The sequence below is a fragment of the Kordia zhangzhouensis genome (assembly GCF_001005305.1).
Classification (GTDB): domain Bacteria; phylum Bacteroidota; class Bacteroidia; order Flavobacteriales; family Flavobacteriaceae; genus Kordia; species Kordia zhangzhouensis.
The window spans coordinates 276,164-288,848 of the sequence record NZ_LBMH01000003.1; the positions used below are offsets into that span (position 1 = coordinate 276,164).

The window sequence follows — 12,685 nt, forward strand, 5'->3', positions numbered from 1 at the left end:
CGTAAAATACTTCTGATGTTAATTTTTCTCAGAAAAAGATTACTTTTAAATGTTGAAAAACACATAACTAACCTTGGTATTTTTATACAATAACAACAAGCCGTTTCAAATAAAAGAAACGACTTGTAGGATACTTTTTACTGTTTGAATACTTCTTATCGAGTTGAACTCAATCTAGTGAATGGCTTGTACAATTTCCTTTTTGGCTTCTTTTTTTGAACCATCAAAACCTTCAACCCCTGAAACTGTAGTATATTTCATAAGATATTTTTTATCAGGATGAATCCGTTGATAGGCACTCTGACACATAACCGCAGCTTCATGAAATCCTGACAGAATGAGTTTTAGTTTGCCCTTATAAGTATTTACATCACCAATAGCATATACTCCCGGAATATTGGTTTGGTAATCATACGAGTTATTCACTTTTATGGCATTTTTTTCAATTTCCAATCCCCAATTTCCCAAAGGTCCAAGTTTAGGAGATAATCCAAATAATGGTATAAAGTGATCCGTTTCTAAGTAAGTAAGTGCTTCCCCATTTTTTACAATACTTACTCCTGTAAGTTGTTGTTCCCCATGCAAATCTGTAATTTCTGCTGGTGTTATTAAATTTACTTTCCCTTGATTTTTAAGTGCTTGAACTTTTTCGACAGAATCTAAAGCGCCTCTAAATTCATTTCTACGATGTACTAAAGTGACTTCACTAGCAATTTTTGCTAACTCTATCGTCCAATCAAGAGCAGAATCACCTCCTCCAGCAATGACTACTTTTTGATTGCGGTATTTTTCAGGATCACGAATTATATATGCTACTCCATTGTCTTCATATTTTTCCAATCCTTTTATGGGTGGTTTTCTCGGTTCAAAAGAACCTAATCCGCCAGCAATAACTACAACAGGCGCATGGTGTTGAGTACCCTTATTTGTTGTTACTATAAATGTATCGTCTTCTAATCTTTCTAGTGTTTCTGCACGTTCCCCAAGCGTAAAACCTGGTTTAAATGATTCGATTTGTGCTAGTAAATTTTTGATAAGATCGCCTGCCAATATTTCTGGAAAACCAGGTATATCGTAAATTGGTTTTTTGGGATATATTTCGGCACACTGCCCTCCAGGTTGCGGCAATGCATCTATTAAGTGCGTTTTTAATTTTAGCAAACCCGCTTCAAATACGGTAAATAAACCTGTTGGTCCTGCTCCTATTATCAGAATATCTGTTTGTATCATTTGTATTTAGTTATTGATGTTGTTTTTATGTAAAAGTGTTTCGGTCAATTCGTTTAATGAATGTATTTTTTGTTCAAAGTTACCTTTCAGTCTTTTCCGGTAACTATGTAAGTTTTGCACCAATTCGTCGATGCTTTCTGGTAAAATGTCTTCAAAAAATTGGCGCAAACGTTTGGCGGTTGTTGGAGATTTTCCATTGGTAGAAATAGCGATTTTTACATTTCCTTTGGTAACAATTCCTCCCATATAAAAGTCACAGTATTGTGGCTGATCGGCAAGATTTACCAATATGTGTCTCCGTTTGGCTTCTAAAAAAACATGCAAATTGACCATTTGATCATTCGTAGCTGCTATTACAATATGTTTTTCATCGAGATAATCATGCTCATAGCTTTCTTCAATTAGTACTACTGACATATGTTTTTTTGCTAGCTCATAGATTTCTTCTTTAATTGCTGGTGCTAATACATATACTTTTGCGTGCGGACTAGATTTGAGAAGAAAATTTAGTTTTTCCAATCCTACGTTTCCGCCTCCTACTATTAAAATGTTAAGTTGTGCTGCTTTTAGAAATATTGGATAGAGTTCGTTTGTTTCCATAGTTTTTAAATAACTTCTTTGAGTGAGAAAAGATTTTTAGTAGGAACAGATTGGGAGTGACTTGAAGTAAAAGCTTCCTGAACAACTTCTCCAATTACAATAATGGCAGGCGCTCCTATATTTTTCTCTGCCACTTTATCTACGATAGATTCAACAGTTCCAAAAACGGACTTTTCTATGTCGGTCGTGCCATTTTGAATTATACTTACTGGTGTAGTACGTTTACCTGCAATGGTAAAAAGCGAGGTTATTTCTTGAAGTTTACTCATTCCCATTAAAATGACAACTGTCGCTGAAGATTGTGCCGCTAGCGCCACATCTTTTGATAGTTTTCTTTGCGATGTTGTACCAGTAATTACCCAAAAACTTTCTGATATACCACGTTTTGTCAATGGTATTCCTACCGATGCTGGTACTGCAATGGCAGATGTGATACCAGAAACTACTTCCGTTTCAAGTCCATATTGTTTGGCATACGCAATTTCTTCTGCTCCACGACCAAAAATAAACGGATCTCCTCCTTTTAAACGAACAACATGTCCAAACTTTTGTGCTTTTTCAACAATTAGCTCATTGATTTCATTTTGTGTATATCGATGAAATCCTTTGCGTTTTCCCACAAAAATATGAACTGCATTCGGTGCATATTCAAGAAGCTCACGATTGATTAGTGCATCGTATAATACTACATTAGCATTTTGCAATGTGTTGATTCCTTTTAAGGTCATAAGTTCTGGGTCTCCAGGACCAGCACCTAATACTGTAAGTTTGGGTTTATACATGAGTCAACTCCTCCCTTCTGTATGCTTTTAACTGAGTTACAAACCATGTCGCATCTAAAATGTATTGTTTAGCGAATGCTTCGGATGGTTCATTTTCTCGAATTTGATAAATGAATTTTGCAAAAGACTCAGACAATGCTATTTTTTGAGTTTCAACAAATACTTTGTCAAATTGTTCAATGATGCTAGCGTGTGAGTTTGTTTTTTCATGTATGGAAAGTAATAATGCTTTTGCGGCATTAACCATAGACGCATATGCATGGTAAATACTGTCACTATAACATTGAACTGTAAATGCTTCTTTTGAATTTACAATTTTTTCTTCACTTTCTAGAAGTAAAGTTTCTACAAGATCAATGACAACTCCAGCACACTCTCCTATGCCAACTGCTTTAACATATGGAGTTTCATGTCCCCAATCTATAAAATCATTTTCTGCTAAATTCGTACTGTCTGAAAGAGATTTTAGCAAATCATAAAAGTATAGTTTTTCTTTTCGCTGATAATAAGCCGTATATGTTTCTGTTTGAGTTGCATTTGCCTGATAGTCATTTAGTATGACTCGTAATGCTTCTGGTCCGCGTTTGCTAGGAATTTTTAGTACCTTATCTGCAAAGAGTCCTTTTCCATTACCTAAAACACCTCCTCCTAATAATATTTGCAATGCTGGCGCTACTAATTTCCCAGACTTGATAGTCATTCCCTGAAATCCTATTTCGGCCATGTTATGTTGACCACATCCATTCATGCAACCACTTATTTTTATAGTTATATTCTTAGCGGTGACCAATTCTTGATATTCTTCAGAAATGACACTTTCAAGTTTTTTGGCTATTCCAGTACTGCTAGCTATTCCAAGATTACATGTGTCTGTACCAGGACAAGCCGTAATATCTACCAATTTATTGTAGCCTATTTTAGTATATCCTAGTTTTTGTAACTCTTGATAAAAGTAAGGCAGCCAAGCTTCTCGCACATGGCGTATTAAAATATTTTGTCGTAATGTGAATCGTAGTTCATCAGCAGCATATTTTTGAATTAAATCTGCCAATAATCGTGCTTTATCTGTATAAAAATCTCCTAATGATATACGAATCCCAATTGCAAATAACCCGGGTTGTTTTTGTGGAATGACATTGCTTTTTTTCCATTCTTCATAAGCTTCAACGTCTTTTATAACAACTTCTGTAGGTATATCCTGCTGAAATGTAGGTGCTTTATCAAAAGTAGTTGTTTCAATCGCTATTTTATGAGTTGATAATGCTTTTCGTTCATCATCAATTAATTTGGTAAAAGCTTCCAAACCCAATTCTTTTATTAAAAACTTCATTCGCGCTTTTCCTCTTTTACTTCTTTCCCCGTGCCTATCAAAAATTCGCAATACGCCTTCTATCAACGGAATTATTTCATCCGTAGGTAAAAACTCATAGAGTACATCTGCGTGTCGAGGTTGTGAACCTAATCCTCCTCCAAGCATTACTTTAAACCCCCGAATTTCTTTTTCTAGTTTTGCTATAAATCCAAGGTCATGGATATAGCTCAAAGCAGAATCAGCATCTGTAGCCGAAAAAGAGATTTTAAATTTTCTACCCATTTCTTGAGAGATTGGATTACGCAAAAAGTATTTGAAAACCGCATCTGCATACGGAGAAACGTCAAACGGTTCGTCAATATCAATCCCAGCCGTAGCACTCGCTGTTACATTGCGTACAGTGTTTCCACATGCTTCTCTAAGTGTGATATCATCTTTTTCTAGTTGCGCCCACAATTCTGGTGTTCTGTCTAAACCCACATAGTGAATTTGAATATCTTGTCGTGTGGTAATATGCAACCTCCCTGTAGAATATTCGTCGGCTACATCGGCTATTCGATGTAATTGCGCACTGGTTACTTTTCCAAAAGGCAGTTTGATACGAATCATTTGAACGCCAGGTTGTCGTTGACCATATACGCCTCTTGCTAATCGAAGACTCCTAAATTTTTCTTCGTCTACTTTTCCTTCTTTAAATAAGCGGATTTTTTGTTCCAATTCGATAATGTCTTTTTCTACGATTGGATTTTCTATTTCTGTTCTAAAGCTTTGCATGATTTGATTTTCAAGTATTAAAAAAGTCCTTTTGAAATGGAGTATCAAAAGGACTTTTGTAAAATATAGATATGACCATTTTACTTCATATGCCTTTTGATGGTATGAATTGTACATGAGCAACACATGATGCAACATGAATTTGTATGTTTTTTGTTCTGGTTCACGTATTTTCTTGTTTATTTAATGAATCCAACACCTGCGGTTGTATTGGTTTGTAAGTCTATTAAAATAAAACCTCCGTTGTGCTTGTTTTGATGGTAGCTGTCATAAAAAATAGGTTTATTTAGTTTTAGTCGAATGTTTCCTATTTCATTAAGTTGTAATGCATGTTGGTTAGTTATTGTTTCTGAGAAGTTTGCTTCTTCATGAGTTTCTACTGTTATCACTTTTGCTAATACATTGTGTACTCCATGCTGCAAACCGTATTTTGTAGCGGTTGTAAGTGGTTTTTTATCCATCCAGCAAATTGTTGCTTCCAATTCTTTACCAACCGTAGGTTGTTCATTGGTTTTTACAATCATGTCTCCTCTACTTACATTGACATCATCCGTAAGGGTAAGCACAAATGAGCTTCCTTTTTCAGCGCTTTCAAAAGTTTCTTCGTAAAAGAAAATTTCTTTTACTGTAGATTGAGTTCCTGAAGGCAAAACGGTTACTTTATCTCCTATTGTTAATCTTCCACCATACAGTTTCCCCGCATATCCTCTAAAATCATGAAAGTTGTCTGTTTTAGGTCTTATTACTGTTTGAACAGGAAAACGTGTTGCAGCTTCTTCATACACATCTTGCGCCTGAATATGCTCTAGATGTTCTACTAACGTTTTTCCTGTATACCAAGGCATTTTGTTTGACTTTTTTACAACATTATCGCCATGTAAAGCACTCACAGGAATACAAGTGCTATTTTGTCCTTTGTAACTAGATCCGTCAATTAGCGTTTGGATTTCCTCTTTTACTTTATTGAATTTTTCTTCATCAAATGCAACAAGGTCCATTTTATTAACTGCTACTATTATATCTTTTACTTGTAGCAAATTGTTGATGTAAAAGTGCCTTTTGGTTTGCTCTATAACACCTTTTCTTGCATCTATAAGTATGATTGCTACCTGCGAAGTTGATGCACCAGTTACCATGTTTCGTGTATATTCTACATGTCCAGGTGTATCGGCTATAATGTAGCTTCTGTTTTGTGTTGAAAAATAAATATGAGCAACATCAATTGTGATTCCTTGTTCACGTTCAGCCACAAGTCCATCAGTTGCAAGAGAAAAATCTAAATAATCAAATCCTTTTTGCCTGCTGTTACGTTCAATTGCTTCCAACTTATCATCTGTAAGCGAATGCGTATCGTATAATATTCTGCCGATCAACGTACTTTTCCCGTCGTCTACACTTCCTGCCGTAGCTATTTTAAGTACTTCCATTTTTTTCTATTAAAAATATCCTTGTTGTTTTCTTTTTTCCATTGCTGCTTCCGAACGTTTATCATCAATTCGTGCACCTCGCTCAGAAATGGTAGATCGTCGTATTTCTTGCACAACTGAAGCAATATCGTATGCATTAGAAAGTACTGCTGCTGTACAACTCATATCCCCAACCGTGCGAAATCGTATGACACGTTCTTCTGTTTTTTCATCATCTTCTCGGTATACTACCTCATCATTGGCAGACCAAATAAGTCCATCACGTAAGAATGTTTCTCGGGTATGCGCAAAGTAGATAGAAGGTATGTCTATTTGTTCCTTTTCAATGTAACTCCAAACATCGAGCTCTGTCCAGTTGGAGATTGGAAATACTCGTACATTTTGTCCATGATCAATTTTTCCATTAAGCATATCAAAAACTTCTGGACGTTGATTTTTTTCATCCCACTGTCCAAAATCATCACGAACGGAAAATATACGTTCTTTTGCTCTTGCTTTTTCTTCATCGCGACGCGCACCACCTATACATGCATCAAAACCAAATTCCTCTATTGCATCTAGCAAAGTTTCTGTTTGCAGTATATTACGACTTGCATATTTCCCTGTTTCTTCAGTTACTTTACCTGCATCAATTGTGTCTTGCACTTTTCTTACGATAAGCTGCAATCCTAGTTTTTTGACCAATTGATCTCTAAATTCGATGGTTTCGGGGAAATTGTGTCCTGTATCAATATGTAATAGAGGGAATGGAATTTTTGCTGGAAAAAAAGCTTTTTGAGCTAATCTTACCAATGTAATAGAATCTTTTCCGCCTGAGAATAATAAAACAGGTTTTTCAAATTGTGCAACTACTTCTCTAAGAATGTATATTGCCTCACTTTCTAATATATTTGCTTGTAATACGTTTGTACTCATGTTTATTCATTAGGAATGTAGTCCACATTCTCGGTTTTCTAAAACTTTTGTTGGATCAAAATAATTGAACTCATTTGGTATCTTATACTCTTCAAGGTATGCATCTAATTCTGCATCAGACCAATGATAGAAAGGGCTTACCTTTAAGATTCCATCTTTCCCTTGAGAAACGATATCAATCGAATCTCGAAAAGCCGTTTGCCCTTTCCGTAAATTGGTAAACCAAATTGATGGTTTATGTGCTTGCATGGCACGTGCAAAAGGTTCCAGCTTTACTTGTTCCGTAAAGAGTTGATGTTTTCCATCATCGACATTAGGAATTCCTAATACGACATCGCGATGGGCAGTGGTTTGTTTAGGCACATAAAGATCAATGTTCAAATTGAGTTGCTGTATCAATGTCTCTGCATGCCTGTATGTGTTTGGTGTATTATATCCTGTGTCGCACCAAATCACATCTATATTAGGAAAAACGTGTGTACACGCATGTAAAATAGCTCCTTCATACGGCCTGAAGTTTGTTGTAACGACCGCTTTTCCTTTTTGTTGAATAGCCCACAAAATAATTTCCTTAGGAGATTTGTCTCGTAATTTTTTATTGATATGTTGTAAATCTATGCTCATATTATTTTCCCCATTTTATAATGTTCCATAATCGTTCGTGAAAAAAATACAGTATCATTTTAGTAACCATTTCAATAGAACCAATTGCAAAAGCCATTTGTAATGTTCCTGTTACTAGCCAAGAAATCACGATTGTATCTAACGTACCTATTATTCGCCAGCTAATGGATTTACACAGGCTTCTCAACGGTCTTTCAGAATTAATATCTGATTTGTAATCACTTTTATGTTTTGTTATTTGTTGTAAAATCATAGCAGATTTTTATTAATACTATTACCCTATCGATTTAATAGAGTATTCAAATATATTTGTTTTTTTAAGGATAAACATGAATTTTATATTAAATTTTTATTTCGATTTTAGCGTATAGCGCTTGTTTAATGTCTTGTATAATATCATTAACATTTTCTAGCCCAACAGATACACGAATCAATCCGTCTGTTATGCTTGTTTCCAACCGGTCTTCAATTGAAAGTTTACTATGAGTAGTAGAAGCTGGATGTGTTACAATACTACGTGTGTCTCCTAGATTTGCTGACAATGAACACAGTCGAATATTGTTTAAAAATTCCCTACCTGCCTCTACACCTCCTTTGATTTCAAATGACACAATGTTGCCTCCTAGTTTCATTTGCTTTTTTGCTGTTTCATATTGAGGATGTGATGGTAAAAAGGGATATTTGACCCAATTTACTTCTGGTTGCTCTTCTAAGAATTGAGCTACTTTTAATGCATTTTCACAGTGACGCTCTACTCTAACAATCAAAGTTTCTAGACTTTTTGATAAAATCCAAGCATTGAAAGGAGACAAAGCAGGGCCTGTATTTCGAGAAAATAAATAAATTTCCCGAATAAGATCTGAGCGACCTACCGTAACTCCTCCTAGAACACGACCTTGCCCATCAATTAGCTTGGTTGCTGAATGTATTACTAAATCAGCGCCAAATCGAATTGGTTGTTGCAAATAAGGTGTTGCAAAGCAATTGTCTACAATGAAAATTAAGCCATGCTTTTTAGCAATGTTTCCCAAAATTTCCAAGTCTAAGATATCTACTGCAGGATTGGTTGGCGATTCTGCATAAATCACTTTTGTATTGGGTTGAATTAGTGATTCTATTTGATCTATTTCATCTACTTTAAAATAGCTTGTTTCAATATTCCATTTTGGCAAGTATTTGGTAAATAAGCTATGTGTGGATCCAAAAATCGAACGAGATGATACTATGTGATCGCCACTATTCAGTAGTGCCGCAAAAGTTGAGAATACAGCCGACATTCCAGTAGCAAAAGCATGTCCGTCTTCGGCTCCTTCCATTTTACAAATCTTTGATACAAATTCTGAAGTATTGGGATTGGTAAACCTACTATATATATTTCGCTTTTTTTCTTCTGCAAAGGAAGCGCGCATATCTTCAGCATCTTCAAATATAAAACTTGAGGTTAGATATAATGGATTGGAATGCTCTAAGAATTCTGTGCGTTCAATTTGTGTTCGAATAGCTTCTGTTTCTATATGTTTTGAATTCATTTTTGATTGTTTGTTGCTTGTTTGAGTAGCATGTACAGTATTGTGACATACTTTTTTACTTGTTTAAAAATGTATTTATAGTTTTTCTGTTAATCGTAAAATATCACCAAAAACTCCTCTGGCAGTTACTGCTGCTCCAGCTCCAGCTCCTTGTATGACTAATGGTTGATCTGTATACGCTTCTGTATAAATTTCAAAAATAGAGTCAGAGCCTTTTATTTGTCCCAGCGCACTATTACTTGGTGTTGAAATGAGTTTTACTTCTAAAACACCTGTTTCTGTTGACAAGTCGCCCACATAACGTAACACATGATTTTCTTGTTGATTTTGCTTGATGAGTTGATATGTTTGATCTAAATCCTTGATATTGGTTTTGAATTGCTCTACTGAAATGCTTTGTAAATGTGCAGGCAATAGATTTTGAATGATAATATCTGAAAATTCGTGTTGTAAGTCTAATTCTCTGGCGAGGATTAACAGTTTTCTTGCAACATCATTCCCCGATAAATCTTCTCGCGGATCAGGCTCTGTATACCCTTTGTTTTCAGCTTGTTGTATTACCGAGCTAAACGATACATCTTCTACAGAAAATGTGTTGAAAATATAGCTTAAAGAACCTGAAAAAACACCTCTAATTTTTTTAATTTTTTCTCCTGACTTGTGCAATAGTTTGATTGTATCAATGAGAGGCAATCCAGCTCCTACATTGGTTTCGTACAAATAATTTTTTTGATGCTTCTTGAGTTCTTTTCGCAACATTTTATAAAATGAGTACTCAACAGTGTTCGCAATTTTATTTGCCGAAACCAAATCGAAGCCGTTGGTAACTAAACTAATATAATTATGAATAAAATCTTTACTAGCAGTTGCATCTACCGCAATTAAGTTTTCTAAGTGATGTGTATTTGCATAATCAATGATTTGTTGTAAGGTATACGCTGTTTTTTCTTTTAGAAATGCTTCTTCCCATTGATTATCAATACCGTTTTTATCTAAATATACATATTGTGAATCTGCTACTGCAAACACTGTAAGCTTGATATTGTTTTTTTCTAAAATGTCATTTTTACTTTGTATAATTTGATTTAATAAAGTTCCTCCAACGAGTCCTTTTCCAAAAACAGCAATATTTATTTTTTTAGAGATTCCAAAAATTTGTCCATGAATTACATTAATCGCTTTGTATAACTGAGATTTTTTTACAACTAAGCTTACATTTTTTCCTGAAATAGTATTGTTGAATAGTATTGGTATGATTTGATTTTTAATCAATGCATTGTACGGTTTATGAAACTTACTCAAATCTTGTCCAATAATAGAAATGACCGCCACATCACTAGTAACAGAAATCTTATTAACATCTTTGGTATAAAATTCATTCTCAAACTCTTTTTCTAAAGCGCTTACTGCTTTTGATGCTTTTTCGGCAGCAATTACCAATCCAATTCCTCGCTCTGAAGATCCTTGAGAAATGATACTTACGTTGATATTGTTTTCGCCAAGTGTTTTGAATATTCGTGCATCAATCCCTACTTGCCCAAGCAAACCTCTTCCTTCTATATTGATTAACGCAACATGATCGGATACTGAGATTGATTTGATTCCTTTTTTAGTTTTGTGTGTCACGACAGTTCCTTTATCAGCACTATTAAAAGTATTTAAAATGCGTAACGGAATATTTTTTTCAAGTAAAGGAACAATTGTTTTTGCGTGTAAAATGTTAGCTCCAAAAGTTGCCAATTCATTTGCTTCTGTAAATGACAGTTCTGTAATTTTTTTAGCATCTGGCACCCATTCTGGATTCGCAGTAAAAATTCCATCTACGTGTGTATAATTCTGCATTTCTTCCGCATCTAAAAAATTAGCCAATAAAGCAGCTGTATAATTACTTCCGTTTCTACCCAAAGTAGTCGTTTCATTATTTTCATTGGAACCAATAAACCCCGTAACGATGTTAACTGTTGTGCCGTTATGTGACTTAAAGTGGTTTATGATATTTTTTTTAGAAATCAATTCTAATGGACGCGCATTCCCAAAGGTATTATCTGTCTTAATTAGATTTCGAGTATCCGTAAAGTGTGCATTTACACCTTCTTTTTTAAGTAAGTGTGTAACAAGTTTTGCTGAAATAATTTCTCCATACGAAGCAACTTGATCTCTAATTTTTTCACTATAATCTCCTAAAAGGGAAACTCCTTGAAATATATTCTCAAGAGTAGAAAACTCTTCTGAAAAATCTTGAGAACGATCTATTTGGCTTTGATACGCTTTGAACGCTGTAAATTGTTCATGATACGATTCTTTCTGTGCTGCTTTCTCTAGCATTTCCAGCAATTCATCAGTAGCATTTCCCCTTGCAGACAAAACTACCGCAATATGCTCTTGCTTTTTTGCTTTTTCAGTTATGATTTGAATCGTATTTTTAATTCCTTTTCCATTGGCAAGTGATTTGCCTCCAAATTTTAATATTTTCATGATAATTTGGTCTATTGTCTTTGTTTAGATGGATGATTTTTGTACTTGAAATATATTCCTAAGAATGAGATTTAATTGCTCATACTCAATCAGAAAAGCGTCGTGTCCATGAATTGACTGAATTTCATCGTGATAAACATTGTGCTTGATTTTTTTAAGTCTTTCATAAGACTCTTTATCCTCTTCAGGAGAAAAAAACAAATCACTATTGATACTTATCATATGAATTGCTCCTGTAATTTTGGAAGCTACACTTTCAAACGATTCCCGCCCTCTTGTAATATCAATTGTTTTTAACAATTGATTCATGAGTTTATACGCTCCTAATTGATAACGCTGTTGTAATTTTTTCCCGTGATGAATTAACCAGCTCTCTGTGTTAAATATCTTTTTTTCTCTATGCTTGGTTCGTTGAAATTTTACTTTCAGTGAAAATGGCGTTCGATAGCATAACATTGCGTGAATACGAGCGTCTTCAATTGGATTGTTTGAATTTGCCAAAATTCGCTCTTGCAAAAAGCAATTGGCAATTAACCAATCGGAAGACTTCCAATCGGAAGCAATTGGAATTACATTCTTTATCAAATTTGGCTCTAAAACAGCCATTTCCCATGCAATTCCTCCTCCTAACGACCCTCCAATTGCAGCAAATAGTTTGTGAATCTTCAAATTTTCCAATCCTCTAATGAAGAGTTTAGCTATATCTCTAGCTACAAAATCATGACACCGCTTAATCAAGCCTGTTTCCTTAGAAAAACCATTGCCAGGAATATCAAAGCTTAAAATTTTAAAATCGTTTGTATCAATGCATTTCCCTTCTCCAATCAGGTTATTCCACCAACCGTTTTCCCCAGTCACTACCGAGTTTCCTGTAAGCGCATGATTTACCAACACAATCGGCGCTTTTGCATCTTCAGAGCCTACCAATTGATAGCTTAGTTTAAGATTGGGATAATACGCTCCACTTTCCGTGAAGAAATCAGAAATGGTTATATGTTTTAGCTGTTCTTCCACAAT

General features: G+C 34.9%; 11 protein-coding genes. All 11 read right to left on the bottom strand.

Going from position 1 to position 12,685, the window contains the following annotated elements:
* Window positions 1-174: 174 nt before the first annotated feature.
* Window positions 175-1,230 carry an NAD(P)/FAD-dependent oxidoreductase gene (locus AA088_RS04575; protein ID WP_046743773.1) on the bottom strand — a complete coding sequence of 352 codons (1,056 nt, stop codon included), beginning with the start codon at window positions 1,228-1,230 and terminating at the stop codon, window positions 175-177.
* A 6-nt stretch (window positions 1,231-1,236) separates the two neighbouring features.
* Window positions 1,237-1,830 carry a precorrin-2 dehydrogenase/sirohydrochlorin ferrochelatase family protein gene (locus AA088_RS04580; RefSeq protein WP_046743774.1) on the bottom strand — a complete coding sequence of 198 codons (594 nt, stop codon included), beginning with the start codon at window positions 1,828-1,830 and terminating at the stop codon, window positions 1,237-1,239.
* A 5-nt stretch (window positions 1,831-1,835) separates the two neighbouring features.
* Window positions 1,836-2,612 carry a uroporphyrinogen-III C-methyltransferase gene (gene cobA / locus AA088_RS04585; protein ID WP_046743775.1) on the bottom strand — a complete coding sequence of 259 codons (777 nt, stop codon included), beginning with the start codon at window positions 2,610-2,612 and terminating at the stop codon, window positions 1,836-1,838.
* Window positions 2,605-4,698 (bottom strand): HEPN domain-containing protein, encoded by a 2,094-nt coding sequence (locus AA088_RS04590; protein ID WP_046743776.1) that lies wholly within the window; start codon window positions 4,696-4,698, stop codon window positions 2,605-2,607. The genes cobA and AA088_RS04590 overlap by 8 nt, the downstream gene beginning before the upstream one ends.
* Before the next feature lie 179 nt (window positions 4,699-4,877).
* Window positions 4,878-6,125, bottom strand: coding sequence for a sulfate adenylyltransferase subunit 1 (locus AA088_RS04595; protein WP_046743777.1), 1,248 nt, complete (start codon window positions 6,123-6,125; stop codon window positions 4,878-4,880).
* A 9-nt stretch (window positions 6,126-6,134) separates the two neighbouring features.
* Window positions 6,135-7,040 carry a sulfate adenylyltransferase subunit CysD gene (gene cysD, locus AA088_RS04600; protein WP_046743778.1) on the bottom strand — a complete coding sequence of 302 codons (906 nt, stop codon included), beginning with the start codon at window positions 7,038-7,040 and terminating at the stop codon, window positions 6,135-6,137.
* Between the two features lie 9 nt (window positions 7,041-7,049).
* A complete protein-coding gene (locus tag AA088_RS04605) occupies window positions 7,050-7,664 on the bottom strand; it encodes a phosphoadenosine phosphosulfate reductase domain-containing protein (RefSeq protein ID WP_046743779.1) in 615 nt (204 codons plus the stop codon).
* Between the two features lies 1 nt (window position 7,665).
* Window positions 7,666-7,917: a DUF2061 domain-containing protein gene (locus AA088_RS04610; RefSeq protein ID WP_046743780.1), complete on the bottom strand. Its 252-nt coding sequence runs from the start codon at window positions 7,915-7,917 to the stop codon at window positions 7,666-7,668.
* 88 nt (window positions 7,918-8,005) lie between these two features.
* Complete coding sequence (locus tag AA088_RS04615; protein WP_046743781.1) at window positions 8,006-9,193, bottom strand: trans-sulfuration enzyme family protein; 1,188 nt, start codon at window positions 9,191-9,193, stop codon at window positions 8,006-8,008.
* Window positions 9,194-9,268: 75 nt separating this feature from the next.
* Window positions 9,269-11,668: a bifunctional aspartate kinase/homoserine dehydrogenase I gene (gene thrA / locus AA088_RS04620; RefSeq protein ID WP_046743782.1), complete on the bottom strand. Its 2,400-nt coding sequence runs from the start codon at window positions 11,666-11,668 to the stop codon at window positions 9,269-9,271.
* Window positions 11,669-11,692: 24 nt separating this feature from the next.
* Window positions 11,693-12,682: an alpha/beta fold hydrolase gene (locus AA088_RS18705; RefSeq protein ID WP_046743783.1), complete on the bottom strand. Its 990-nt coding sequence runs from the start codon at window positions 12,680-12,682 to the stop codon at window positions 11,693-11,695.
* Between the last annotated feature and the right edge of the window lie 3 nt (window positions 12,683-12,685).

Excerpts from the sequence above, each read along its gene's own strand:
- cysD (WP_046743778.1), bottom strand. The coding sequence starts at position 7,040 with ATGAGTACAAACGTATTACAAGCAAATATATTAGAAAGTGAGGCAATA.
- AA088_RS04595 (WP_046743777.1), bottom strand. The coding sequence starts at position 6,125 with ATGGAAGTACTTAAAATAGCTACGGCAGGAAGTGTAGACGACGGGAAA.
- AA088_RS04615 (WP_046743781.1), bottom strand. The coding sequence starts at position 9,193 with ATGAATTCAAAACATATAGAAACAGAAGCTATTCGAACACAAATTGAA.
- cobA (WP_046743775.1), bottom strand. The coding sequence starts at position 2,612 with ATGTATAAACCCAAACTTACAGTATTAGGTGCTGGTCCTGGAGACCCA.
- thrA (WP_046743782.1), bottom strand. The coding sequence starts at position 11,668 with ATGAAAATATTAAAATTTGGAGGCAAATCACTTGCCAATGGAAAAGGA.
- AA088_RS04590 (WP_046743776.1), bottom strand. The coding sequence starts at position 4,698 with ATGCAAAGCTTTAGAACAGAAATAGAAAATCCAATCGTAGAAAAAGAC.
- AA088_RS04575 (WP_046743773.1), bottom strand. The coding sequence starts at position 1,230 with ATGATACAAACAGATATTCTGATAATAGGAGCAGGACCAACAGGTTTA.
- AA088_RS04610 (WP_046743780.1), bottom strand. The coding sequence starts at position 7,917 with ATGATTTTACAACAAATAACAAAACATAAAAGTGATTACAAATCAGAT.
- AA088_RS04580 (WP_046743774.1), bottom strand. The coding sequence starts at position 1,830 with ATGGAAACAAACGAACTCTATCCAATATTTCTAAAAGCAGCACAACTT.
- AA088_RS04605 (WP_046743779.1), bottom strand. The coding sequence starts at position 7,664 with ATGAGCATAGATTTACAACATATCAATAAAAAATTACGAGACAAATCT.